24 protein-coding genes, 1 tRNA gene and 1 pseudogene are annotated in these 22,982 nt (G+C 75.6%); 13 read left to right on the plus strand and 13 right to left on the minus strand.

The genetic code is table 11. The features are described from left to right. Window positions 1-8: 8 nt before the first annotated feature. Window positions 9-920, plus strand: coding sequence for an NADP-dependent oxidoreductase (locus tag ACQPYX_RS23900; RefSeq protein WP_433799748.1), 912 nt, complete (start codon window positions 9-11; stop codon window positions 918-920). On the opposite strand, the gene rsmI is transcribed toward ACQPYX_RS23900, so the two are convergent. Continuing rightward, on the minus strand, window positions 907-1,743 hold the full coding sequence (gene rsmI, locus ACQPYX_RS23905; RefSeq protein ID WP_433799750.1) for a 16S rRNA (cytidine(1402)-2'-O)-methyltransferase: 837 nt from the start codon (window positions 1,741-1,743) through the stop codon (window positions 907-909). The genes ACQPYX_RS23900 and rsmI overlap by 14 nt on opposite strands. A 174-nt stretch (window positions 1,744-1,917) precedes the next feature. On the opposite strand from rsmI, the gene ACQPYX_RS23910 reads away from it, so the two are divergent. Both ACQPYX_RS23910 and ACQPYX_RS23915 read left to right on the plus strand, forming a co-directional pair. Continuing rightward, window positions 1,918-3,513: a dolichyl-phosphate-mannose--protein mannosyltransferase gene (locus ACQPYX_RS23910; protein WP_433799751.1), complete on the plus strand. Its 1,596-nt coding sequence runs from the start codon at window positions 1,918-1,920 to the stop codon at window positions 3,511-3,513. A gap of 4 nt (window positions 3,514-3,517) precedes the next feature. Next, complete coding sequence (locus ACQPYX_RS23915) at window positions 3,518-4,228, plus strand: ZIP family metal transporter (RefSeq protein ID WP_433799752.1); 711 nt, start codon at window positions 3,518-3,520, stop codon at window positions 4,226-4,228. Here ACQPYX_RS23915 and ACQPYX_RS23920 read toward each other — a convergent pair. The 5 genes from ACQPYX_RS23920 to glp form a co-directional block, all read right to left on the minus strand. Beyond that, window positions 4,218-4,889, minus strand: a complete 672-nt coding sequence (locus tag ACQPYX_RS23920) for a VOC family protein (protein WP_433799753.1) — start codon at window positions 4,887-4,889, stop codon at window positions 4,218-4,220. The genes ACQPYX_RS23915 and ACQPYX_RS23920 overlap by 11 nt on opposite strands. A 71-nt stretch (window positions 4,890-4,960) precedes the next feature. Next, window positions 4,961-5,033, minus strand: a tRNA-Ala gene (locus ACQPYX_RS23925). A gap of 167 nt (window positions 5,034-5,200) precedes the next feature. Beyond that, window positions 5,201-6,178, minus strand: coding sequence for a divisome protein SepX/GlpR (gene sepX, locus ACQPYX_RS23930; protein WP_433799754.1), 978 nt, complete (start codon window positions 6,176-6,178; stop codon window positions 5,201-5,203). A gap of 272 nt (window positions 6,179-6,450) precedes the next feature. After that, window positions 6,451-7,125 carry a GNAT family N-acetyltransferase gene (locus tag ACQPYX_RS23935; RefSeq protein ID WP_230755118.1) on the minus strand — a complete coding sequence of 225 codons (675 nt, stop codon included), beginning with the start codon at window positions 7,123-7,125 and terminating at the stop codon, window positions 6,451-6,453. A gap of 15 nt (window positions 7,126-7,140) precedes the next feature. Then, window positions 7,141-8,382, minus strand: a complete 1,242-nt coding sequence (gene glp / locus ACQPYX_RS23940; protein ID WP_433799755.1) for a molybdotransferase-like divisome protein Glp — start codon at window positions 8,380-8,382, stop codon at window positions 7,141-7,143. 119 nt (window positions 8,383-8,501) lie between these two features. Here glp and ACQPYX_RS23945 point away from each other — a divergent pair, with 119 nt between their 5' ends. From ACQPYX_RS23945 to ACQPYX_RS23955, 3 genes and pseudogenes are all read left to right on the plus strand, one after another. Beyond that, window positions 8,502-9,857 (plus strand): UTP--glucose-1-phosphate uridylyltransferase, encoded by a 1,356-nt coding sequence (locus ACQPYX_RS23945; protein WP_433799756.1) that lies wholly within the window; start codon window positions 8,502-8,504, stop codon window positions 9,855-9,857. Then, a complete protein-coding gene (locus tag ACQPYX_RS23950; protein WP_433799757.1) occupies window positions 9,854-10,453 on the plus strand; it encodes a 5-formyltetrahydrofolate cyclo-ligase in 600 nt (199 codons plus the stop codon). The genes ACQPYX_RS23945 and ACQPYX_RS23950 overlap by 4 nt, the downstream gene beginning before the upstream one ends. Window positions 10,454-10,519: 66 nt before the next feature. Next, window positions 10,520-10,627 (plus strand): annotated as a pseudogene (locus ACQPYX_RS23955) (FmdB family zinc ribbon protein); the annotation flags it as partial. A gap of 62 nt (window positions 10,628-10,689) precedes the next feature. On the opposite strand, the gene ACQPYX_RS23960 reads toward ACQPYX_RS23955, so the two are convergent. Together ACQPYX_RS23960 and ACQPYX_RS23965 are read right to left on the minus strand one after the other, a co-directional pair. Beyond that, window positions 10,690-10,947, minus strand: coding sequence for a hypothetical protein (locus tag ACQPYX_RS23960; protein WP_433803843.1), 258 nt, complete (start codon window positions 10,945-10,947; stop codon window positions 10,690-10,692). A 183-nt stretch (window positions 10,948-11,130) separates the two neighbouring features. Beyond that, on the minus strand, window positions 11,131-12,027 hold the full coding sequence (locus ACQPYX_RS23965) for a DMT family transporter (protein WP_433799758.1): 897 nt from the start codon (window positions 12,025-12,027) through the stop codon (window positions 11,131-11,133). 141 nt (window positions 12,028-12,168) lie between these two features. On the opposite strand from ACQPYX_RS23965, the gene ACQPYX_RS23970 reads away from it, so the two are divergent. Next, on the plus strand, window positions 12,169-12,801 hold the full coding sequence (locus tag ACQPYX_RS23970; protein ID WP_433799759.1) for an SAF domain-containing protein: 633 nt from the start codon (window positions 12,169-12,171) through the stop codon (window positions 12,799-12,801). Between the two features lie 45 nt (window positions 12,802-12,846). On the opposite strand, the gene ACQPYX_RS23975 is transcribed toward ACQPYX_RS23970, so the two are convergent. Further along, window positions 12,847-12,969 carry a hypothetical protein gene (locus ACQPYX_RS23975; RefSeq protein WP_255694365.1) on the minus strand — a complete coding sequence of 41 codons (123 nt, stop codon included), beginning with the start codon at window positions 12,967-12,969 and terminating at the stop codon, window positions 12,847-12,849. Between the two features lie 47 nt (window positions 12,970-13,016). Then, window positions 13,017-13,556 carry a MogA/MoaB family molybdenum cofactor biosynthesis protein gene (locus ACQPYX_RS23980; protein ID WP_433799760.1) on the minus strand — a complete coding sequence of 180 codons (540 nt, stop codon included), beginning with the start codon at window positions 13,554-13,556 and terminating at the stop codon, window positions 13,017-13,019. Between the two features lie 46 nt (window positions 13,557-13,602). On the opposite strand from ACQPYX_RS23980, the gene ACQPYX_RS23985 reads away from it, so the two are divergent. Next, window positions 13,603-14,673, plus strand: a complete 1,071-nt coding sequence (locus tag ACQPYX_RS23985; RefSeq protein WP_433799761.1) for an NAD-dependent epimerase/dehydratase family protein — start codon at window positions 13,603-13,605, stop codon at window positions 14,671-14,673. Between the two features lie 228 nt (window positions 14,674-14,901). On the opposite strand, the gene ACQPYX_RS23990 is transcribed toward ACQPYX_RS23985, so the two are convergent. Beyond that, window positions 14,902-16,353, minus strand: coding sequence for a hypothetical protein (locus tag ACQPYX_RS23990; RefSeq protein ID WP_433799762.1), 1,452 nt, complete (start codon window positions 16,351-16,353; stop codon window positions 14,902-14,904). 160 nt (window positions 16,354-16,513) lie between these two features. On the opposite strand from ACQPYX_RS23990, the gene ACQPYX_RS23995 reads away from it, so the two are divergent. The 3 genes from ACQPYX_RS23995 to ACQPYX_RS24005 are packed head-to-tail and all read left to right on the plus strand — an operon-like array spanning window position 16,514 to window position 18,731. Continuing rightward, the gene (locus ACQPYX_RS23995; RefSeq protein WP_433799763.1) at window positions 16,514-17,206 is read left to right on the plus strand and encodes a glycosyltransferase family 2 protein; all 693 of its coding nucleotides are present in this window, start codon (window positions 16,514-16,516) and stop codon (window positions 17,204-17,206) included. Continuing rightward, window positions 17,203-17,979 carry a TIGR04282 family arsenosugar biosynthesis glycosyltransferase gene (locus tag ACQPYX_RS24000; RefSeq protein WP_433799764.1) on the plus strand — a complete coding sequence of 259 codons (777 nt, stop codon included), beginning with the start codon at window positions 17,203-17,205 and terminating at the stop codon, window positions 17,977-17,979. Before ACQPYX_RS23995 ends, ACQPYX_RS24000 begins: the two co-directional genes overlap by 4 nt. Window positions 17,980-17,996: 17 nt before the next feature. Beyond that, a complete protein-coding gene (locus tag ACQPYX_RS24005) occupies window positions 17,997-18,731 on the plus strand; it encodes a class I SAM-dependent methyltransferase (RefSeq protein WP_433799766.1) in 735 nt (244 codons plus the stop codon). 34 nt (window positions 18,732-18,765) lie between these two features. On the opposite strand, the gene ACQPYX_RS24010 is transcribed toward ACQPYX_RS24005, so the two are convergent. Further along, the gene (locus ACQPYX_RS24010) at window positions 18,766-20,151 is read right to left on the minus strand and encodes a S1C family serine protease (protein WP_433799767.1); all 1,386 of its coding nucleotides are present in this window, start codon (window positions 20,149-20,151) and stop codon (window positions 18,766-18,768) included. An 88-nt stretch (window positions 20,152-20,239) separates the two neighbouring features. Between ACQPYX_RS24010 and ACQPYX_RS24015 the strand changes: the two genes are divergently transcribed. Beyond that, window positions 20,240-21,709, plus strand: a complete 1,470-nt coding sequence (locus tag ACQPYX_RS24015) for an ATP-binding protein (protein ID WP_433799768.1) — start codon at window positions 20,240-20,242, stop codon at window positions 21,707-21,709. On the opposite strand, the gene ACQPYX_RS24020 is transcribed toward ACQPYX_RS24015, so the two are convergent. After that, window positions 21,680-21,859 (minus strand): hypothetical protein, encoded by a 180-nt coding sequence (locus ACQPYX_RS24020; protein WP_433799769.1) that lies wholly within the window; start codon window positions 21,857-21,859, stop codon window positions 21,680-21,682. The two genes, ACQPYX_RS24015 and ACQPYX_RS24020, sit on opposite strands and share 30 nt — an antisense overlap. A 235-nt stretch (window positions 21,860-22,094) precedes the next feature. Between ACQPYX_RS24020 and ACQPYX_RS24025 the strand changes: the two genes are divergently transcribed. Next, complete coding sequence (locus ACQPYX_RS24025; protein ID WP_433799770.1) at window positions 22,095-22,982, plus strand: heparin lyase I family protein; 888 nt, start codon at window positions 22,095-22,097, stop codon at window positions 22,980-22,982.

A 22,982-nucleotide genomic window follows, 5' to 3' on the forward strand; every position in this document is an offset into this window, starting at 1 on the left:
CACCCGACATGACATCCCGCGCCGCGCAGTACGCCCGCTACGGCGGGCCGGAGGTCCTCGAGGTCGTCGAGCGGGAGGACCCGCAGCCGGGTCCCGGCCAGGTCCGGCTCGCGGTCCGCGCCGCCGGGGTGAACCCCGCGGACTGGAAGCTGCGCACCGGCGCCTTCGCGCCCGGTCAGGACGCCCCGCGCCGGCCGGTCGTCCCCGGCTTCGACGTCGCGGGCACCGTCGACGCGGTCGGCGAGGGCGTCACGGCCTTCCGCGTCGGGGACGAGGTGCTCGGCGGCACGAACGGCGGAGCGCAGGCCGAGCTGGTCGTCGCCGACGCGTCCGGGCTCGTCGCGAAGCCCGGCGCGCTCCCCTGGGAGGTCGCCGGCTCGCTCGCCACCGTCGTCGCCACCGCCTACGTGGTGCTGGAGCGGCTGGGCCTCGCGCCCGGTCAGGTGCTGCTGGTGCACGGCGCGTCCGGCGGGGTGGGCATCGTCGCCACCCAGGTCGCCCTCGCCCGCGGCATCACGGTCATCGGCACCGCGAGCGAGCGTCATCAGGACGACGTCCGCGCGCTCGGCGCCACCCCGGTCGTCTACGGCGACGACCTCGTCGACCACGTCCGCGCCGTCACCGACCGCGTCGACGCCGTGTTCGACACCGCGGGCAAGGGATCGCTCGCCGACCTCGTCGCGCTCGCCGGCTCGCCCGACCGCGTCGTCACCATCGCCCACCCCGACGCCGACGCCCAGGGTGTCGCGTTCTCCTCCGGCGGCGGCGTCGACGGTGCCCTCGCGGAGTTCGTCGGGCTGCTGGCCGCGGGCACGGTGCGGGCACCCGAGGTGGTCGTCTACCCGCTCGAGCAGGTCGGGAAGGCCCAGGAGGACAACCGCACCGGTGCGGTGAGCGGCAAGCTCGTCATCGTCCCCTGAGCCTCAGGGCGCTGTCGTAGAGGGCGTTGGTCGGCACCCCGTGGGCGGTGCCGACCTCCTTCGCCGCGTCCTTGAGCCGCAGCCCGCCCTCGGCGCGGGCGAGGACCTCCGCGGCGAGGTCGTCGGGCTCGGGGGCCTTCCGGACGGCGGGGGCGAGGACCACGGTGATCTCGCCCAGCACCTCGCCCCCGGCCCACGTCGCGAGCTCGCCGAGCGTGCCGCGCAGGACCTCCTCGTGGGTCTTCGTCAGCTCCCGGCACACGGCAGCCCGCCGGTCGGGGCCGAGCACCTCGACCGCGATCCGGAGCAGCTCCCCGAGCCGCCGCGGCGACTCGAAGAAGACGACGGTGCGCGGCTCGTCGGCGAGCTCGCCCAGCCAGCTGCGGCGTTTACCCTCGGGCCGCGGCGCGAACCCCTCGAAGCAGAACCGGTCGGTCGGCAGACCCGACACGGCGAGCGCCGCGAGCACCGCCGACGGCCCGGGCAGGCACCGCACCGGCACGTCGGCCTCGACGGCCGCCGCGACCAGGCGGTAGCCGGGGTCGGACACCGCGGGCATGCCGGCGTCGGTGACGACGAGGACCGTCGCGCCGCCCTGCAGGTCCTCGACGAGCCGCGGGATGCGCGCGCGCTCGACGTCCTCGTAGAAGCTGACCTTCCGACCGGCCACGGTCACGCCCAGCGCCGCCGTGAGCCGCCCGAGCCGCCGGGTGTCCTCGGCCGCGACCACGTCCGCCGTCGCGAGCGCGTCCCGGAGCCGCTGCGAGGCGTCGTCGGGATGGCCGAGCGGAGTCGCGGCGAGCAGGAGGACACCGTCGGACACGGACCCGAGGGTAGGCGCCCTCGCCGAGCGGCTGGTGATCAACGGCCCCTCAGCGGGCTCGTCGAGACCCCACGAGCCCGCTGAGGGGCCGTTGATCATGCCGAGGCGGGCGCCCGGCGCCCCACGGTTCCCGCGGGTTCGGATCGACGTCGGCGCGCCGTACGATCAGCTCCCGTGACGGCCGGCAGCACGCTCGAGAAGCCGACCACACCCGCCGTCGGGAACGCCGATCCGCGTGGTGTGCTCGCGCCGGGGCCGCGCGGGGTGGAGAGCCTCCTGGGCCGGCCGATGCCGACCGACCGCCTCCGCGGGTGGCTGGTGACGCTCGCGCTGACGCTGGTCGCGGGCGTGGTGCGGCTCTGGAACCTGGGCTGGCCGAGCGACAACGGCACGCCCGTTTTCGACGAGAAGCACTACGTGCCGCAGACCTGGCAGGTGCTGCGCAACGGCGGGTACGAGGACAACCCGGGCTACGAGCTCGTGGTGCACCCGCCGCTGTCGAAGCAGCTCATGGCGGTCGGCCAGTGGATCTTCGGGTACGACCCGGTGGGCTGGCGCGTGGTCAGCGCGCTCGCCGGGACGGTCTGCGTCCTGCTCGTCATCCGCATCGGGCGCCGGCTCACCCGCTCGACGCTGCTCGGCGGGGTCGCGGGCGTCCTGCTGATCTGCGACGGCCTCTCCCAGGTGTCCGGCCGCGTCGGGATGATCGACGTGTACCCGGCGGTGTTCGTGCTGGGCGCGTTCGCCGCGATCCTCGCCGACCGCGACGACGTGCGGGCCCGGTTCGCCACCGTGGTGGCCGAGGGCCGCATCCTCGACACCCCGTTCGGCCCGCGCCTCGGGATCCGGTGGTGGCGCTTCGTCGCCGGGCTGTGCATCGGGCTCGCGCTGGCGAGCAAGTGGTCCGGGCTCTACTACGTGCTCTTCCTCGGCGCGCTCGTCGTCGGGTTCGACGTCGCCGCGCGGCGGGCGTCCGGGGTGGCGCGGCCGTGGGTGGGCGCCCTGGTCCGCGACGTCCTGCCGCTGGTGTGGGCGTTCCTCGCGATCCCGGTCCTGGTCTACCTCGCGAGCTGGCTGCCGTGGATCGCCTCGGAGACCGGCACCGACCGGCACGTCGCCGAGGCCAAGGGCGACGCCGTCGGGCTGTACGCGCTGCTGCCGTCGTGGCTGCCCGACTGGTTCCGCGGGATGGCGTACTTCTCCTCCAAGGTGCTGGAGTTCCACGCGACGCTCTCCACGCCGCGCGGCAACCCGCACCCCTGGGAGTCCAAGCCGTGGACGTGGCCGATGGGGCTGCGCCCGATGCTCTACTACTACGAGTCCGGGCCGAACGCGGCCGGCTGCGGCTCCGACGACTGCGTCGGCGCGGTCATGGCGATCGGCACCCCGGCGATCTGGTGGCTCGCGTTCCCGGTCCTCGGCTGGGGCCTCTGGCGCTGGATCACGCAGCGCGACTGGCGTTACGCCGCGGTGCTCGTCGGCTACGGCGCCGGCATCCTGCCGTGGTTCACCGACATCGACCGGCAGATGTACTTCTTCTACATGACGCCGGTGATCCCGTTCCTGGTCCTGGCGCTCACCCTCGTGCTCGGCGAGATCCTCGGCCGCCGCACGGCCGGACCCGAACGGCGCTCCACCGGGCGGATGGTCGTCGCGCTGTACGTCGGGGTCGTCGTGGCCAACTTCGCCTGGCTGTGGCCGATCCTCGTCGGGGCCTCGATCACCGCCGCCCGGTGGAACGCCGAGCTCTGGCTCCCGTCCTGGCGCTGACCGGGTGCTGACGCGCGCCGTCCTCTTCTCGCTGATCCCCGTCGCGGCGGCCGCCGTGTCCGGGCTGGTGGCCGCGATCCGCCCGCCGGGGCGGCGGGTGACCAGCGGCATCCAGCACTTCGCGGCCGGTGTGGTCTTCGCCGCGGCGGCGATCGAGCTGCTGCCCGGGGTGCTGCGCCAGGAGCCGTGGGTGGCGATCGCCGGGTTCGCGGCCGGCATCGCGGTGATGTTCAGCTTCCGGGCCGCCGGCAAGGCCCTCGAGGCCCGTCCGAGCGCGGCCACGCTGCCCGTGGGGCTGGCCGTCGCGACCGGGGTCGACTTCGCCGTGGACGGGGTCGTCCTGGGCGCGGGCTTCGCGGCGGGTGCGACGACAGGCGTGCTGCTCTCGATCGCGCTCGCCATCGAGTACCTGTTCGTCGGCCTGTCCCTGTCCGCCGCGATGGCCGGGGGCGCGTCCCGCACCCTCGTCGCCGTCGCCCCGACGGCGTTGTCGCTGCTCACCGTGGTCGGGACCGCGATCGGGGTGCTCTGGCTCGGCGCCGCCTCCCCCACGCTGCTCGCGGGCGTCCTCGCCTTCGGCGCCGTCGCCTTCATGTACCTCGCCACCGAGGAACTGCTCGTCGAGGCGCACGAGCAGGGCGAGACCGCGCTCGGGTCGGTCGGGTTCTTCGTGGGCTTCCTGATCTACCTGCTGCTCGACGAGCTCATCGCCTGACGACGGCGAACCGGGCCCCGGTGGGGTCCTCGAGCACCGCCCGCTGCGCGTCCTTCCCGACGACGACCCCGCCCGCGGCCTCCGCCGCCGCGCCGGCCGCGTCGACGTCGGCGACCGGGAAGTGCACCAGCCAGTGCGGCAGCGCGTCCCCGGCGAACGTGACCGCCCCGAACGCCGGGGAGTCCTCGAGGTGCAGCGTGCTGGTGCCGGGCTCGTCGGTCGGCCGGTGCGTCCACCCGAGCACCGCCGAGTAGAAGCTCTTCGTCTGCCCCGGCTCGGCCGACGCGGCCTCCGCCCAGTGCAGCGGGGGCGCGTGCTCGTCGGCCTCCCACAGCCCGAACGCCGCGCCGCCCGCGTCGATCGCGACGACGACGAGGCCGCCCGACCCGTCGTCGTCCGGACCGTGGAGGACCTGCCCGCCGGCCTCCTCGACCGCCTCCGCGGCCTCGGCGGCGTCCTCCACCGCGACGTAGAGGGTCCAGCCCGGCGGGCTGCCCTCCGGCGCGCCGAGACCCGCGACCCGCTGTCCGTCGGCGAGAGCCACGGCGTCGTGGTGGGCGGCGGCGCCCTCGTCGGTGAACGTCCAGCCGAGCACCGCGCCGTAGAACTCCGGCCCGGCGCCGGCGGTGAGGTCCGCCCAGCACGGCAGCCCGTCGGTCATCCCCCGAGTGTGCGGGGCGGGCCGGAACGACGCGACCCCCGCCGGAGCGGGTCCGACGGGGGTCATCAGGGTGGAGCTGAGGGGAATCGAACCCCTGACCTACTCGATGCGAACGAGTCGCGCTACCAACTGCGCCACAGCCCCAACAGGCGAGAACTCTACGCCACGGCGTCCGGCCCGCGATCAGCGGGTGGCACCGCGACCCTCCTCACGACGACGGCCCCGCCCCCGGGTGGACGTCCACCGGCCGCCGTCGGGGGCGGCAGCGGTCGGTGGGCGTCCACCCGGCGACGGGGCCGGGCGCGCGGGCCTCAGGCGCCGCGGCGGTAGGCCGGGACGCGGTGGTCGTCGAGGTCGCAGAAGGCCGGGTCGTCCTCGGTGTCACCGACGAGTTCGGTACCCGCGGGCATGTCCGGCGCCGGGGTGCGCGGCGCGATCCAGCGAGGCCCGGGCACCTCGTCGTCGTACTCGTCGCCGTACTCGTCGTCGGCGTCGCCGCGGCGGGCCTGCGGGAGGTCGGGGACCTCGTGCTCGCCGGACTCGTAGCGGCCCCACTGCTCGGCCGCGGCGAGCCGCTCCTCGTGCTCGACCTGACGCTCCCGCCGGGCCTCGATCGCGCGGCGCTCGCCGGAGAGGCGCGCGGCGCGACGACGACGGACCTCGTCCTCGATGCGGGTCTGACGCCGCAGGAAGACCAGGTAGCCGGCGAGCCCGACGACGGTGATCCCGAACAGCGACCAGAGCGCGGCCGAGACGACGATCGCGGCGAGCGCCGAGAGCACCGCCACCACGATCAGCCCGATCGCCACCCGCTGGCGGAACGCGTAGCGGGCGTGGGCCGCCGCAGCGGCCGCCTCGGCGTCGAAGCCGCCCCGCCCGGGCCGGTAGGCGCGCGGCCGGTGGTCGGGCTCGACGTCGACGTCGTCGTCGTAGGACCCGTCGGTGTCGTGGGCCTCGTCGGCGTAGGCCTCGTCGTCGAGGTACCCGTCGTCGAGGTACCCGTCGTCGTGACCGCGGCGGGCGCGGTCGAGGACCCGACCCTCCGGCGCCGCAGCGCGGACGTCCTCGTCCCGGACCTCGTCGGTCGTGCTGGTCATCGTGACCTCCTCATCCACCGCCGCGACGCTCGTTCCGGCGACACCCGCCGACCGCTCCGGTCGGGCGAGCACCCGCGCGCTCAGATCGGCGTCGGCGGGTCGCGGCACCATCTGGCGACGTCGGGCGACGACCGGGACGAGCACCGCGAGCCACGCGACCACCAGCGCGGTGAAGACCAATGAACTCGGCACCCGTCCACCTCCCCGACCCGTGGCCCCGTCCTCCAGCCGCTCGCCACGCTAGTCACACGAGTCCCATCAGCCCCGGAACCGCGGCGGCGTGTCGTGTGCGAACCGTGACCATCACCCTCCAGTGAGGGAAGCGCCGGGCTGGGGGGTCCGGCCCATGACCACTCGATGGGCTGGTGAAACCCTGAAGGGGCTGGGCCGTGTGGGTGGTCCAGCGCCGGTCGAGCGTCGTCACCGGCCGTGAGAGCCGCATGACGGGTCGTCAGGACCGCAGGTCAGGCGCGTTCGGCCCGGCCGGCGCGCAGCAGCCGGGCCACGAGACCGTCCGGGAGGACGTCCTCCGCGGTCACCGCGAGCACCACGTGGTCGCGCCAGTCGCCGTCCACCTCGAGGTAGCGCTTGAGCAGCCCCTCCTCGCGGAACCCGAGCTTGCCGAGCACGCGCAGGCTCGCCGCGTTCTCCGGACGGACCGTCGCCTCGACGCGGTGCAGCCCGACGCGGGAGAAGCAGTGGTCGACCGCGAGGGCGACTGCGGCCGTCGTCGCGCCCTTGCCGGCGTGCTCCGCGGAGACCCAGTAGCCGACGTAGGCGGACAGCAGCGGCTCGCGCACGATGTTGCCGACGACCACCTGCCCGGCGAAGCGACCGTCGACGGTCAGTGCCCAGGGCAGCGCCGTCCCCGCGCGGCCCATGGCCCGCAGCGTGCCCCAGCGGCCCGGCCACTCGACGAGCGCGTTGTGGTCGGCCCAGCGCCCGGGCGGCATCGGCTCCCAGGGCGTCAGGTAGTCCTCGTCGCGCAGGCGCAGCCGCGACCACTCGCGGCCGTCGCGGAAGCGCACCGGGCGCAGCGTCACCACCCCGGCGGGCACCCGCAGCGCCCGCAGCCGGTCCGGCCACCCGGGGTGCCGACCGGCGGGTCGTGTCCCTCCCCAGATCGGCGCGCCGCCCATGGAGAGCAGTGTGCGCTAGCGGGGGGACAGGAACGCGACCCGGACCGGGGTGTCGAGCCCGGCCTCGGTCGTCTCCTCGTCGAGGACGATCAGCGCGTTCGCCTCGGCCAGCGAGGAGAGCAGGTGCGAGCCCGCCGTCCCGAGGGGCTGGGCGAGGTACTCGCCGGTGCTGCGGTCGCGCAGCAGGCGGCCGCGGACGTAGCTGCGCCGCCCCGGCCGGGAGGCCACCGGCGAGAGCAGGCGGGCCGTGACCTCGCGTCGGTGCAGCTCCGGCCGCCCGAGGGCCAGGCGGATGAGCGGGCGCACGAGGATCTCGAAGACGACCAGGGCCGACGTCGGGTTCGCGGGCAGCAGGAAGGTCGGGATCTCGTCGTCGCCGAGGCGGGCGAAGCCCTGCACGCTGCCCGGGTGCATCGCGACGCGGCTGGTGTCGACCGGGCCGAGCTCGCCGAGCTCGGCCGCGACCGCCTCGCCGTGCGCCCCGCCGACCGCGCCGGCCACGAGCACCACCTCGGCGAGCCCGAGCCGCGCCTCGACGGCCTCGCGCACGGTCGCGGCGTCCGCGCCGACGATGCCCACGCGGGTGACCTCGGCGCCGGCGTCGCGGGCGGCCGCGGCCAGCGCGTAGGAGTTGACGTCGACGACCTGGCCGGCCGAGGGGGTGCGGTCGACGTCGACGAGCTCGTCGCCGACCGCGATCACCGACACGCGGGGCCGGGGGTGCACCAGCACCGTGGTCCGGCCGACGGCGGCCAGCAGCCCCACCTGGGCGGGGCCGACCACGACGCCGCGCCGCACGGCCACGTCGCCGGGCGCGACGTCCTCGCCGGTGCGGCGCACGAACTCGGCGCTCGCGACCGGCGCCTTGACGGTGACCCGCGCGCGGCTGGACGGACCGGCGTCGTCGGTGTGGTCGTGCGGGGCGACGGCGTCGGCCAGCGTGGGTAGCGGCGCGCCGGTGGCGACGCGCACGGCCTGGCGCGGGCTCAGCCGATGGGCCTGGCGCGACCCGGCCGCGACCTCGCCGACCACGGGCAGCTCGACGGGTTCGACGTCGGCGGAGCGCACGTCGACCGCGCGCACCGCGAACCCGTCGACGGCCGCCTGGTCGAACCCCGGGAGCGCACGGTCGGCCACGACCTCCTCGGCGCACAACAGGCCCTGCGCCTCGGAGATGGCGATCCGGATCGGGGCGGGGCGCACCGCGGCGTCGAGCACCCGGCGCAGCTGGGCATCCACGGTCCTCACGGGGTCCATCGTGCCCCGACCGGGCGGCGGAGCAGGGTAACGACGCGCCCGCAAGGAGGGTGTCGCACCCCTTCGCTAGCCTCGTCGGCACACCGGGCGGACCGCCCACCTCGATCACCGGAGAGCGCATGACCAGCGACCACCCCGCCGTCGAGAAGCTGGAGAAGGCCGGGGCGCACCCGATCGAGGTCGCCGCGTTCCGGCGCCGGCTGGCCCAGCTGGACGACCCGGACGCCGGCAAGGTGCCCGGCGACGAGCTCTCCCCGGTCGAACCGCTGCCCCGCCTGGCGGACCTGCCCGAGCCCGACGCGGAGACCACGCGCGCGGTGCTCGACCGGCTCGCCGTCGTCAAGCTCAACGGCGGCCTGGGCACCTCCATGGGGCTCGACGGGCCCAAGTCGACCCTGGAGATCAAGCCCGGCCAGAGCTTCCTCGACGTCATCGCCCGCCAGACGCTCGCACTGCGGGCGTCGACCGGCGCGCGGCTGCCGCTGCTGCTCATGGACTCCCCCACCACCCGCCCGCCGTCGCTGGAGCGGCTCGCCGCGCACGCGGGGCTGGCCGACCAGGGGCTGCCGCTGGACTTCCTGCAGGGGATCGAGCCGAAGCTCGACGCCTCGACGTGGGAGCCGGTCGAGTGGCCCGCCAACCCGGAGCTGGAGTGGTGCCCGCCCGGCCACGGCGACATCTACACGGCGCTCGCGGCGAGCGGGATCGCGGCGTCGCTGCTCGAGGCCGGCGTGCGCTGGTGCTTCGTGTCGAACGCCGACAACCTCGGCGCCCGGCCCGACCCGCGGATCGCGGCGTGGCTCGCCGAGCACGAGGTGCCGTTCCTGCTCGAGGTGGTGCGCGGCACGGAGTCCGACCGCAAGGGCGGGCACCTCGCGATGCGCGACGGCCGGCTGGTGCTCCGCGAGTCCGCGCAGGTGCCCGACGGGGACCCCTCGTTCGGCGACCTCACGCGGTGGCACTACTTCAACACCAACAACATCTGGTTCGACCTGCAGGCGATCACCGCCCTGCAGGAGGCGGACCCGGCCGCGCCGGAGCTCCCGCTGATCGTCAACCGCAAGACGGTCGACCCCACCGACAAGGGCTCCACCAAGGTCGTCCAGCTGGAGACGGCGATGGGGGCCGCGGTCTCCTCGATCGCGGGGGCGGCGGCGCTCGAGGTGCCGCGCACCCGCTTCGCGCCGGTGAAGACGACCGACGACCTGCTGGTCGCCCGGTCCGACCTCTGGGAGCTGCGCGAGGACGGCGCCCTGGTGCCCCACTTCGACGGGCAGCCACCGGTGGTCTCGCTCGACAAGGCCCACTTCGGGATGTTGCGCGACTTCGAGGCCCGCTTCCCCGCCGGAGCCCCCTCCCTGATCGACGCCGAGCGCCTGGAGGTCCGCGGCGACGTCACCTTCACCGGCCCGACGACGGTGCGCGGGTCGGTCGTCGTCGAGGGTCCGGCGGAGGTGTCCGGGACGCTGGAGTGACCGCGGGCAAGGCGGAGCTACGGGCCCAGCTGCTCGCGCGTCGTCGGGAACGCTCGGAGGCGGCGCGCTGGCAGGACGCCGCGAACCTCGCCGCCTCCCTGCCCGGCGTGCTCGATTCGCTCGGCGCCGACCCGGCCCGCCCGCTGTGCCTCTACGTCCCGGTCCGCACCGAGCCGGGCGCGACGCCGAACGGGGCGCTGCCGCTGCTCGACGCGGCCGTCGCGATCGGACGGCGGGTGCTGCTCCCCGTCGTCGCCGGGGACGGCCCGCTGGACTGGGCGGGGTTCCGCGACCGCGGGGACCTGGTGGCCGGGCCGCACGGCCTGCTCGAGCCGTCCCGGCCGCGGGAGGGGCCGGGGGCCGTCGCGTCGGCGGGCGTCGTGGTGGTGCCGGCGCTCGCCGCAGCTCCGGACGGGGTCCGGCTCGGACGCGGTGGCGGGTACTACGACCGCACGTTGCCGCTGGTCTCCGGGTCGACCACGATCGTCGCGGTGGTCGCCGACGACGAGCTGCTCCCGGAGCTGCCGAGCGAGCCGCACGACGTCCGCGTGCACTCCGTGTGGCGCCCGACGGCGGGGCTGGTCGGAACAGCCTGAGGTGTGGCGTTGTTGGCACTCGCGTCGGGTGAGTGCCAGTTACACTCCCCGGCGACCCTCCGGGTGATGACAGGAGTGCGCGTGCCCACCTACCCCTACGCCTGCACCGAGTGCGACCACCGGTTCGAGCAGGTCCAGGCGTTCACCGACCCCTCGCTGACCGAGTGCCCCGTGTGCGGCGGGCGGCTGCGCAAGGTGTTCTCGTCGGTCGGCATCGTGTTCAAGGGCAGCGGGTTCTACCGGAACGACAGCCGCTCGGGCTCCTCGTCGAGCACGTCGGGCTCGTCGGAGTCCTCCGCGTCCTCGGGCTCGTCCGGCTCGTCGGAGTCCTCGGGCGGCTCGTCGTCCTCGTCGGACTCGTCGTCGGGGTCCGGCAGCTCGTCGTCCGGGAGTTCCACGTCCGGAAGCTCGTCGTCGGGGGGCTCGTCGTCGGGCGCCGGGTCGTCCTCGACGTCGTCGGGGTCCGGCTCGGCGGGGTCGTCGACCGCGACCAAGAGCGCCTGAGAGAGAGGTCCGGGTCGACGACCCCGAGCCGTCGACCCGGACCCACACGCGGCTCGACCCGCTCCCCAGCGGTCGGTGGCCCCGTGCTCTGTACAACGAGAGACGCGCCCGCCCGTCGCGCGTTGCCCCGAAACATGTTTGGAGCACCAGTCTCACTCGACGGAGTGAACGGCTCAAAGCACTCGGCGACTGTTCGTGGTCTTCGTGGTGCGTGACGCGGTCGGCGTGCCTTCCTGCGCCGCGAGCACCGGCGAGCGGGCCAGCAGGAAGACACCGACGGTGAGGATCAGCGCTCCCACCGCACCACCGAGCAGCCACCACCCCCCGGCGACCTCCTCCCCCAGCAGCCCGGTGCCCCAGAGGAACGAGAGGATCGGGTTGCCGAGGGTGAGCCCCGGTTGGCTGGCGAGGAGCCGCCCGGCCCGCAGCCCGCTCTGCAGCGTCCAGAACGCGACCGGCGCCACGGGGATCAGCAGGTAGCTCTGCCAGGTCGCGAGGACCTCACCGAGGCCGCCGAGTGCGAGCGCGTCGGCCATCGCCTTGATGATCACGGCGACGAACCCCGACCCGATGCCCGCGGCGATGCCGAAGAACGCCGCCTTGCCCACCGCGCGGGACGTGCGCGCGATCCACACGCACACACCGAGGGCGATCAGCGTGACCAGCGTGCCGAGCACCCACCGCACATTGCCGGCCTCGAGCGCCTGCCCGCCGTGCGGACGCAGGCAGGCGAGCAGGACGACCAGGCCGACGCTCATCAGGCCCACGGCCGACCACTCGTAGGGTCGCAGCGCGCCACCGAGGATCCACCAGCCGACGAGCAGCGTGAACGGCAGCTCCATCACGAGCACCGGCTGGACGAGCGAGATCGACCCGAGCTGCAGGGCCAGCACCTGGCAGATCACGGCGCCGGCGAAGATCACGATCCCGAACAGCCACGGCGGCCGGCGGACCATGTCGCGGAACGAGCCCGCCGACAGTCCGCGCTGGCGGGCGCTGTCCTGGGCGGCCTTGCGCTGCAGCGTGAGGGCGAGCGCGTTGCCGAGACAGGCCAGGAGGACGAGCACCACGGCCATTCGGGTGCAGCCCCTCACGTCTCCGGCGGATCGGGTTGAGCCCGGCCATCCACAACCGGCACGCTCCGCCCCCATTGTCCACAGGGCGTGATCTCCACGCCCGGTGGGTGCGGTCGCCGCCCTACCGTCGGACGCGTGAGGGTTTCCGGACGACGGGTCGGATGGCGCACCGCGGGGTGGCGCCGCGCGCTGCTGCTGCGCCGGCTGGTGGCCGGCGTGCTCGTGGTGCTCGCCGTCGTGCTCGGAGGGCTCGGGGCGGCGTCCCCCGAGGTGGCGGGGTCACCCGTCGTGGTGGCGTCCCGGGACCTCACGCCGGGCGAGGCGATCGGCCCCGCCGACCTCGCCGTGGTGAGCCGTCCGCCCGGCACCGTGCCGGAGGGCGCGCTGACCACCGCGGCCGCCGTGACCGGTGGTCGCCTCGTCGGTGGGGTGCGCGCCGGGGAGGTGCTGACCGACGTCCGGCTGGTCGGGCCGGAGGCCGCGCGGGCCTCGGCGGGGACGGCCGACGCCGCGGGGGTGCCGCTGCGGTTGGCCGACCCGGCGGTCGCGGCGCTGGTGCGCCCGGGCGCGCTCGTCGACGTCGTCGGCGGGGCCCGCGGCGGTGGGGAGGGCGGGACGATCCTGGCGCCGGGCGCCCGGGTGCTGGCCGTCCTGCCCGCGGAGGACCGTTCCAGCAGCCCGGTCGTGGTGGTGGCCCTCCCGGGGCCGGTCGCCGCGCGGGTCGCGGCGGCCACGATCGGTCAGGAGGTGACCCTGACGCTGCGGTGAGGCGACCGGCGTGTCGGGTCCCGGCGCCCTCGCGCCGACGCGGGGTCAGCGCTCCCGGTCGTGGTGGGGTGGCCGCTCCCGCTCGTAGAAGCTGCGCGCGTCCTCGTCCCGCCCCCGGTCGGCGTCGTCCCGCTCGTCGGCGCTCGCCGGGGAGACGTCGCCGAACAACGCCTCACGGGCCCGGCGACGGGCCCGTGCGGCACGGTCGGGGTCGGTCAGTTCTCCTCCAGCCCGGAGAGCTCGGCGATCACGTGCGCGATGAGCGGCGTCAGCGTCGCCATCCCGTCGCGGACCGCGGCGCGCGAGGACGCCAGGTTCACCACGAGCGTCGACCCGGAGACCCCGACGAGCCCGCGCGAGAGGCCCGCGTCGACCGCGCCGGCGGCGAGCCCGGAGGCGCGGATGGCCTCGGCGATGCCCGGGATCGGGCGGTCGAGCACCCCGGCGGTGGCGTCGGCGGTCACGGCGCGCGGGGACACCCCGGTGCCGCCGACGGTGATGACCACGTCCACCCCGCCGATGACGGCCGTGTTCAGCGCGTTGCGGATCGCCACCGACTCGCCCGGCACCACGATCGTGCCGTCGACGACCAGCCCGGCCTCACCCAGCAGCTCGGTCACCAGCGGACCGGTGGTGTCGGCGAGCTCCCCGGTGGAGACGCGGTCGTCGACGATGACGACGAGCGCCCGACCGAGCAGGTCGTCGCTGCCGCCCAGGTTCTCGATCGACGTCGTCGTGGCCCGCGGGAGTTCCATACCCCAGACCCTAGTCGGCGCCGGGGCAACGCCTACCGTGACCGCCGTGCGCGTCCTCCTGACCGGCGGTGCCGGTTTCATCGGCTCCGCCATCGCCGACCAGCTCGCCGAACGCGGCCACACGCCCGTGCTCCTCGACGCCCTGCTCCCGCAGGCCCACGCCGACGGCAAGGCCCCGGAGTGGCTCGACCGGTACGAGCTCGTCCACGGCGACGTCCGCGACGCCGACCTCCTCGACCGTCTCCTGCCCGACGTCGACGCGGTCTGCCACCAGGCGGCCATGGTCGGGCACGGCGTGGACCCCAACGACGCGCCCGCGTTCGCCGAGAACAACGACGTCGCCACCGCCGTGCTCCTCGCCGCGATGTACCGGTCGGGACACCGGAAGCTCGTGATGGCGAGCTCGATGGTGGTCTACGGCGAGGGCCGCTACTCCTGCCCCGAGCACGGTGTGCAGCCCCCGCCCGCGCGGACGCAGGCCGACGTCGACGCCGGCCGCTACGACCTGCCGTGCCCCGTCTGCGGCCGCGACCTGCAGGGTGAGCTCATCCCCGAGGACGCCGCCCTCGAGCCCCGCTCCACCTACGCCGCCACGAAGCTCGCGCAGGAGCACCTCGCGGTCGCGTGGGCCCGCGCGACGGGCGGCCGGGTGTACGCGATGCGCTACCACAACGTGTACGGCCCGCGGATGCCGCAGAACACGCCGTACGCCGGCGTCGCCTCGATCTTCCGCTCGTCGCTCGAGCGCGGCGAGGCCCCGCGGGTCATGGAGGACGGGCGGCAGCGGCGCGACTTCGTGCACGTCAGCGACGTCGCCGGCATCAACGTGGCCGCGCTCGAGGCCGCCGAGGACACCACCCCGGCGGGCACCTGCACCCCGCTCAACGTCTGTTCCGGCGAGGTCCGCACGATCGCCGACCTCGCGGGCCAGCTCGCGGAGGCCATGGACGGGCCGGCGCCGCAGATCGTGGGCGGCGCCCGTCCCGGCGACGTCCGGCACGTGACCGCCGACCCCGCCCGGGCCGCCGAACTGCTCGGCTTCCGCGCGCAGGTCGGGTTCGCCGAGGGCATCACCCGCTTCGCCACCGACCCGCTGCGCGCCGCGATCCGCTCCTGACGACGGAGGGCTCCGTTCCCGGAACGAACGGGTCGTTCGTGCAGCTGGAAGCCACGAACGACGCGTTCGTTCAGTTCGGGTGCGGCCCCACCGACTCCGAGCCGTGACCGGGCGGTCGCCCGCCGTCACCTCGGTCCGCCGACCGCTCCCGGGACCGATGCCGTCGGCACCGGTTCTCCGGAGCGCCTCGTGATGGCCCGTCACGTCGCGTCGACGGACGGAGCCGACCTACCAGGTGGTGAGCACCAGGCTGTTCACCAGGAGCGCCAGGACGGCCTGCGCCGCGAGCCACCAGCGCACCGACCTCGTCGGCAGCAGGGCGCAGGCCAGCACCATCCACGTGCCGAACGGCAGCCAGATGCGCTCGACCTCGGACTTGGAGAGCCCCGAGACGTCGGCGACGAGCACGGCGAGCACCGCCACCCCCACGAGGGCGACGAGCGCGACGGGCGCCTGCTTCGGCCACCACGCCAGCCGGCGCAGACCCGCCACGACGGCGGGCCCGATCGCCAGCGCGAACGCGGCGAAGTTGGCCCACACCCAGTAGCTGTACGGGCGCATCAGGCCGAACTCGCCGGGCTGGTAGTACCGGATCTTGACCTGGGTGTAGCCGTCGAACCAGAAGAACCCGCCGAGGTGGAACAGGCCCACCACGGCCAGCACGCCCACGGTCGCGACGACGAGCGGCCACCAGCGCCGCACCAGCACCGCGACCGCCACCGGCGCCAGCCCGAACGCGGCGAGCCCGTAGGACAGGAACAGGCTCGCGCCGAAGCCGAGTCCGCCGATCAGGCACAGGACCGAGCCGAGCACCCCGCGACGCACGGCACCGAGCGCGAAGAACGCGACCGCCCACGCGAACACCGCGGCGAACATCCCGTCCGCCGAGACGCCGACCCACACCGCGCCGGGGAAGAGCACACCGAACGGGATGTAGCGGCGGGCGACGGCCCGGCCGGCCTCGACGGCGTCCGGCGCGAGGGGCAGCGACACCGACCCGGGGCGCAGCGGACCCCACGTCACGCCGCCGAGCGCGCCGATCGTCACGGCCACCGCGACCGCGGCCGACGCCCCGACGAACAGCGTCACCAACGACGCCGCCTCGCCGCCCGGCTCCCAGAACCGCGCGATCCACACGTAGACGAGCGTCGCGAGGGGCGGGTGCCCCGAGGAGTGGGTGACCAGGGTGTCGGGGGTCATCCCGACGATGCGGTCGGCGAACGTCGAGAGGAACGGGCCGAGCCCCGGGTACCGGCCGACCTCGACGAGGTACTCGGTCGGCGTGGTGAGCCGGTCGACGATGCCGACCTGGTAGCCGTCGATGAGGGCGAGGCAGAAGGTCCACGCGGCGGCGGCGACGTAGGTCAGCAGCAGCAGGGGCCCCCAGCGCAGGCGCGCGGCGACGGTGGGGCCGGCCGTCACCACCAGCACCGCCACGACGACCGCGGAGAGCCCGCCCGGCGAGAAGTGCGGCATCCACTCGGCGAGGATCGGTGGCCAGCCGACGAGGATCTTGACGCCGCGGTCGATCGCGGCCCAGCCGTACAGGGCCGCCCCCGCGACGAGCGCGCACCCGAGGGCGACCGCGATCAGGTCACCACGGAGCCGGGGGCCCCGTCGTGCGGGGGCGTCCGGGGCCTCGTCGTCCTGCGGGCGCGTCGGCCCGAGCACCGTGCTCATCGCCACGGAGGGTACGAAGCCGACGTCAGGACGCAGTGAGCAGGGCCCGAGCGGCGGGAAAAGGTGCTCCGATCGGATCACCTTCACCGCCGCTTCACGGCGGACACGAGAAACCAACCCGGTTGCGCGCGTCGGAACCCGACCTCATAGCGTGACCACGGTGAGCAGTCGTGTCGATGTGGTGCTCCCGTGCCTGAACGAGGTCGAGGCGCTCCCTGCCGTGCTCGACGCCCTGCCCGAGGGCTTCGACGCGGTGGTGGCCGACAACGGCTCCACCGACGGCACCCCGGAGCTCGCCGCGGGCCGCGGCGCGCTGGTGGTGCACGAGCAGCGCAAGGGCTACGGCGCCGCGGTCCACGCCGGGCTGGAGGCGAGCCGCACCGAGGTCGTCGCGACGATCGACGCCGACGGGTCCCTCGACCCCGCCGAGCTCCCGGCGATGGTCCGGCTGCTGCTCGACACCGACGCCGACCTCGTCGTCGGCCGTCGCGTCCCGGCGGCCAAGGGGGTGTGGCCGTGGCACGCGCGGCTGTCCAACCTCGTGCTGTCGGGTCTCATGCGGGCGCAGGGCGTCGGGGTCCGCGACATCGCCCCGGTGCGGGTCGCCCGCCGACAGGCGCTGCTCGACCTCGGCATCACCGACCGCGCCTTCGGCTATCCGCTCGAACTGCTCATCCGGGCGGGCGCGGCGGGCTGGACGATCCGCGAGGTCGACGTGGCCTACCGGCCGCGCGCGGGCGGGCGCTCCAAGGTGTCCGGCTCGGTGCGCGGCACGGCCCGCGCGGTGCGGGACATGACGAAGGCGCTGGCCCGCACCCGCGCACACGGCGCATCGATCCGGGTGAACCGATGACACCCGGCGGTGCGAACGCGCCGATCATGCAGGACGACCCGATTGCCCGGGTGGTGCTGGTGCTGGCCAAGGCACCGGTCGCCGGCCGGGCGAAGACGCGGCTCACCCCGCCCGCGACCCCGCAGGGCGCGGCGCGCATCGCCGCCGCCGCACTGCTGGACACCCTCGACGCCGCCGCCGCGGTCCCCGGCGCCCGCGTGCTCGTCGCCCTCGAGGGCGACCTCGCCGACGCCGAGCGCGGGGACGAGATCGCCGAGGTCCTCGCCGTCCACTCCGTCGTCCGCCAGCGCGGGGACGCGCTCGGCGAGCGCATCGAGGCCGTGCACGCCGACGCCGCGGAGCTCTTCCCGGGCGCGGCGACGGTGCAGGTGGGCATGGACACCCCGCAGCTCGACGCCGCGCTGCTCGACGGCGCGCTGCGCACGGTCGAGTCCGGAACGCCGGCCGGCATCGGGATCGCCCACGACGGTGGCTGGTGGGCCCTCGCACTGCGCGACCCGCGTCGGGCGGCGATCATCTCGACCATCCCGACCTCTCGTGACGACACCGGCGCCCGCACCCTGGCCGCCCTGCGCGACGCCCTCGGCCACGACGCGGTGGCGGAGCTCGACACGCTGTCCGACGTCGACACCGCCGACGACGCCGTCGCCGTGGCCGACCTCGCGCCCGACGGCCGGTTCGCCCGGGCCGTCGCGGAGCTCCTCGGCGACCGGGACGACGCCGCCCCGCTGCGCCGCACCACCGCAACCGTTTCCGGAGGTGGACGCCCGTGACGTCGGTGAGCAGCCCCATGACCGAGCCGTTCGCCGTGGTCGACGCCGCCCGCGAACGTCCCGGAGCCGGCGCGGACACCCTCGAGGGCACCGTCTTCGACGCCGCGCTCGCCGGGTTCGAGCACCGTCTCGTGCGCACCGACGGCGTGGTGCTGCCGCTGGCGGTGCAGCGCTGGCAGGACGACGCCGACGAGGCCGACGACTGGCTGCTCGAGCGGTGTTCCGGGGCCACGCTGGACCTCGGGTGCGGCCCGGGCCGGCTCGTGGTCGCACTCGCCGACCGCGGGGTCCCCGCGCTCGGCGTCGACGTCTCGGTCCAGGCCGTGCAGCGGTGCCTGCAGCGGGGCGCCGCAGTGCTGCACCGCGACGCCTTCGAGCGCCTCCCCGGGGAGGGCCGCTGGCAGCACGTGGTGCTCGCCGACGGCAACATCGGCATCGGCGGCGACCCGGTCGCGCTGCTGCGGCGGTGCGACCAGCTGCTGACCGAGTCCGGCACCGTCCTGCTCGAGGTCGAGCCGGGGACGGGGCTGTGGCAGGGCGGCGCGCACCTGGTCCGCGAGGACCGCGAGGAGACCCCGGACACCCCGCGCACGTGGTTCCCGTGGGCGGTGCTGGGGTCCGAGGCCGTCGACGAGGTCGCCGAGGCCGCGGGACTGCGGGTCGTGGAGCGGTCCTGGTCGGAGTCCGCACTGCCGGACCCGACGGGCACCGCCCGACCCGACGGCCGGGCGTTCGCCGTCCTCGCCCGCTGAGCCCGACGGGTCACCGCCGGGACCAGCCGGCGGGTCAGCGCCCGCCGATCACCTGGCTGCCCAGGGTCACCGGCACCTCGCGGGGCGCACCACCGCCCGAGACGACCGTCAGCGTCACCACCTGGCCCGGCGGGCTCGACTGGACGGCGGCGACGAGGGCGTTCGCGTCCTCGATGGGCCGATCGTCGACCCGGGTCACCAGGTCGTTCGGCTGCAGCCCGGCCGCCGCGGCCGGCGACCCGGGCGTGACCGACGCGATCGACGCCCCGCGGGCACCGCGGTCGGCGACCTGCACGCCGATGATCGCCTGGGTGGCGCGCCCGGTCTCCACGAGCTCGGTCGCGATACGCCGCGCGTGGTTCATCGGGATCGCGAACCCGAGCCCGATCGACCCGCCCTCCTGGCCGGCCCCGCCACCGGTGACGCTCGCGATCGCGGTGTTGATCCCGACGATGCGTCCGGCGGAGTCCGCGAGCGGCCCGCCGGAGTTGCCGGGGTTGATCGCGGCGTCGGTCTGGATCGCGTCGATGACGCTGCTCTGGTCGGCCGCCGACCCGCCGGCCGCGACGGGGCGGCGCAGCGCGGAGACGATGCCGGTGGTCACGGTGCCGGAGAGCCCGAGCGGCGAGCCGACGGCCACGACCGCCTGCCCCTGCCTGAGCTCGTCGGAGTCGCCCAGCGTCGCCGGCCGCAGGTTGCCCACCCCGCTCGCGCGGACCACCGCGATGTCGGCGGACGGCGCCGTCCCGACGAGCGTCACCGGCGCCGCCGTGCCGTCCGCGAACAGCGCCTGCAGGCCCCCGGCGCGACCGGCGGCGAGGACGTGGTTGTTCGTCATGATCAGCCCGTCGGCGGAGATGACCACCCCGGAGCCCGCCCCGGAGGAGCCGACGATCTGCACCGTGCTCGGCAGCACCGTGGCGGCGATGGCCTCCACCGAGCCGGCCGGGGCCGGCGGCAGCGGATCGGCGTCGGAGGTGGACCCGAGCGAGGTCTGCGAGACCGAGGACGAGGCGAACAGCGAGCCCGCGACGGCGCCGCCGACGAGGCCCGCGACGAGCGCCACCACCGCGACGAGGACGAGACCGCGCCGCCCGACGCCACCCCGCCCGTCGTCGGGAACGGGCTCCGGGCGACCGGGACCGGGGGTGCTCCAGCCTGCTCCGGCGTCGGCGGGGAAGCCGCCGGGCGGCGTGGCGGTCATGCCCGACGACGGACCGGGCCGGCCCCAGCCGTAGTCCGCGGCCGGGCCGCCGGACCAGGGCCGCGTCGCCTCGCCACCGCCGTGACCACCCGGCGCGTCGGCCCAGCGCACCCCGCCGCCCGACCCGTAGCCGGTGCCCGGACCGGGCCGTTCGACGGTCGACGGCTCCTCCCCCGCGCGGGCCGGCTCGCCGTCGGGTCGGGGCGTCTCGCTCATGGCTCCCCAGCCTTCCTCATCGTCGCCGTGCGGGCCCGACGGGGAGGTCACGGTCCTCGCACGCCGTGATCGGGGAGGATCGGGGGTGATGAACCCCGGACCGGACGCCCCCGACGACGCCACGGCGGCGGCGGGCACCGAGCGGCCCGGCCCACCGTCGGGCTGGCACGTGCTCCTGGAGATCCCGCTGCGCCGCCGCGTGGCGATCCTGGTGTCGGTCGGGGCCGGGCTGCTCGTGGCGCTCATCGCCGTCGCGGTCTTCCTCACCGCCTACCGCGCGCTGTACGACCAGCTCGACGAGAGCCTCGTCGAGCGGGCCACCGCGGCGGCCTCCAGTGACCTCGCCGACCCCTCGCTGCTCTACCGGGCGGTGTCCTCCGACGCGCTCGCCGCGGGTGACTTCCGGGTCGCGATCGTGCTCGCCGACGGTCGTGCCCTGTCGATCCAGGGCAGTGTGCCGCCGATCGGGAGCCAGGAGGTCGCGGTCGCGCGCGGGACCCCGCAACCCCCGCGCACCGGGGTCGTCGGCGGCGCGCCCTACCGGGTCGTCGCCGTGCAGGCGGGGACGGGCCGGGCGCTGGTGCTCGCGCAGGAGCTGGAACCGACGCGACGGACGCTGTCGCGGCTGGCGATCGTCCTCGTCGTCGTGGGGGCGATCGGGGTGGTGCTCGCGGCGCTCGTCGGTGTCGCGATCGCCCGTGCCGGGCTGCGTCCGGTGGAGCGGCTGATCTCGGCGACCGAGCGGGTCGCGCGCACCGGCGACCTGCAGCCGATCACCGTCACCGGCGGCGACGAGATCGCCCGCCTCACCCGCAGCTTCAACGCGATGCTCGCCGCCCTCGCGTCGTCGATCGACCGACAACGACGTCTGGTGGCGGACGCCGGGCACGAGCTGCGGACGCCGCTGACGTCGCTGCGCACCAACCTCGAGCTGCTCGTCGCCGCCGAGGAGGGGGCCGCCTCCGGCCGGCCGGACGCGCCGCGGCTCTCGCCGGAGGACCGGGCCGAGCTCACCGCCGACCTCCGGGCGCAGATCGACGAGCTCGCGACCCTCGTCGGCGACGTCGTGGAGCTGGCCCGCGACGACCCCCCGGAGATCGCGGCGGAGCACCTCGACCTGTCCGAGGTCGTGGAGCGTGCGCTCGACCGGGCACGGCCGCGGGCCCCCGGCGTCACGTTCGCCGCCGAGCTGGCCCCGCTGGAGGTCGTCGGCGACGCGAGTGCACTGGAGCGGGCGGTGCTCAACCTGCTCGACAACGCGGCCAAGTGGAGCCCGCCCGGTGCCACGGTGACCGTGGTGCTGCGCGAGGGTGTGGCGCCCGAGCGGCCCGGCACCGCGGTGCTCGAGATCGCCGACGAGGGCCCCGGGATCGCCCCGGAGGAGCGGGAGCTCGTCTTCGACCGCTTCTTCCGCTCCGCCGACGCCCGCACGATGCCGGGCTCGGGGCTCGGCCTCTCGATCGTCGCGCAGACCGCGACCCGCCACCACGGAGGCGTCGCCGCGCACGAGGCGCCGTCGGGCGGGGCGCTACTGCGGTTGTGGCTGCCGCGCGCGTGAGCCGCCCGGCCGGGACAGCCACATCGCGGCCAGACCCTGCCCCACCAGGTCCAGCGAGTCGACGGCCACCGCCGCCAGCCACGCCGCCGCCCGTCGCGCGTCGTCGAGTCCCGTCACCACGGCCCACCGGGCCGGTCCACCATCCGCCACCCCTCCATGGGTACGCGCGTTCCGGCGTCGACTCCATGAGACGACCGGATGAGCCTGCTGTGGATCGGCGGTCCCGTACGGCGCAGCGAGGGCCCGCAGAATCCGACGTCGCGGGCCGCCCGGCACACCGACGGACGCTCCGGGCGCCCTGATCGGCCCACCGGGTCCCCCGGACGGCGCACCCGGGGTCTGGTGCCCGTCGTTGAGCAGGCATGGACGGGGTCGGGCGCGTGCGATGACCACCACGCTGCCGCGCCCACCGGCGCACCGCTCACCGGAGCCGCCGCGGCCGGGCCGGGCCCGCCTCCTGCTCGCCGCGGTGCTCGCCGGCGCCGCGATCGCCGTCCCGATCGCCCTCACCGGCGGCCACCTCGCGGCCGCGCCCGCCGTCCCGCCGCCGGCGCTCGCGATCACCGACGACGAGGCGCCCGCGACCGTGCGGGTCGATCCCCTCGCCGCGGGCCGGGCGCTGGCCGCCCGTCCCGCCACGGGCGAGGGCGTGTTCGACACCGCGGTCGGGGACTTCGCCGGCCACTTCGACATGGCCGCCGACGGTCAGGTCGACGGCGCCCCGCGGCCCACCGTCGTCGACGGACCGGGGCTGCGCTTCGTGGTCCCGGGCGGCGCGCGCCGCGCCGAGGTGCTGCCGCACCTGCCCGAGTACCAGGAGGGCGACGACCTCTGGGTGCACGACGTCAGCCGCCTGCAGGACCTGCCGACCGACACCTGGCAGCTCGTCCTGCAGTGGCACCAGCGCGCGAACTCCGGGTCGCCGCCGATCGCCCTGGAGGCGGGGCAGGGCCGGCTGCGGCTCGCCAACGTCGGCACCGACCACCAGGACCTCGGCCCGCTGCGGCCCGACGACACGATCGACGTGGTGCTGCACGTGCACTTCTCCCGCTCGCCGGACGACGCGGTGATCGACGTGTGGCGCGACGGGCGACCGGAGGTGCTCGGGTACCACCCGCCGCGCGGCACGCTGCTCGACGGCGGCGACTACCTCAAGCTCGGCCTCTACCGCGACCCGTCGATCACGCAGGACTCCGCGATGACGACGACGCGCCTCGTCGCCGGCCCCACCGCGGAGTCGATCAACGTGCAGGGCATCACGCCCCGGCGCTGA

This window comes from Actinomycetospora sp. CA-084318, assembly GCF_050955885.1.
Taxonomy (GTDB): domain Bacteria; phylum Actinomycetota; class Actinomycetes; order Mycobacteriales; family Pseudonocardiaceae; genus Actinomycetospora.

Bases quoted from the DNA above. Each gene is read 5' to 3' on its own strand.
- ACQPYX_RS23920 (WP_433799753.1), bottom strand. From the start codon at position 4,889: ATGACCGACGGGCTGCCGTGCTGGGCGGACCTCACCGCCGGCGCCGGG.
- ACQPYX_RS23990 (WP_433799762.1), bottom strand. From the start codon at position 16,353: ATGAGCACGGTGCTCGGGCCGACGCGCCCGCAGGACGACGAGGCCCCG.
- ACQPYX_RS23945 (WP_433799756.1), top strand. From the start codon at position 8,502: ATGACCAGCGACCACCCCGCCGTCGAGAAGCTGGAGAAGGCCGGGGCG.
- ACQPYX_RS24005 (WP_433799766.1), top strand. From the start codon at position 17,997: ATGACCGAGCCGTTCGCCGTGGTCGACGCCGCCCGCGAACGTCCCGGA.
- ACQPYX_RS24010 (WP_433799767.1), bottom strand. From the start codon at position 20,151: ATGAGCGAGACGCCCCGACCCGACGGCGAGCCGGCCCGCGCGGGGGAG.
- ACQPYX_RS23900 (WP_433799748.1), top strand. From the start codon at position 9: ATGACATCCCGCGCCGCGCAGTACGCCCGCTACGGCGGGCCGGAGGTC.
- ACQPYX_RS24000 (WP_433799764.1), top strand. From the start codon at position 17,203: ATGACACCCGGCGGTGCGAACGCGCCGATCATGCAGGACGACCCGATT.
- ACQPYX_RS24025 (WP_433799770.1), top strand. From the start codon at position 22,095: ATGACCACCACGCTGCCGCGCCCACCGGCGCACCGCTCACCGGAGCCG.
- ACQPYX_RS23980 (WP_433799760.1), bottom strand. From the start codon at position 13,556: ATGGAACTCCCGCGGGCCACGACGACGTCGATCGAGAACCTGGGCGGC.
- ACQPYX_RS24015 (WP_433799768.1), top strand. From the start codon at position 20,240: ATGAACCCCGGACCGGACGCCCCCGACGACGCCACGGCGGCGGCGGGC.
- glp (WP_433799755.1), bottom strand. From the start codon at position 8,382: ATGGACCCCGTGAGGACCGTGGATGCCCAGCTGCGCCGGGTGCTCGAC.
- ACQPYX_RS23935 (WP_230755118.1), bottom strand. From the start codon at position 7,125: ATGGGCGGCGCGCCGATCTGGGGAGGGACACGACCCGCCGGTCGGCAC.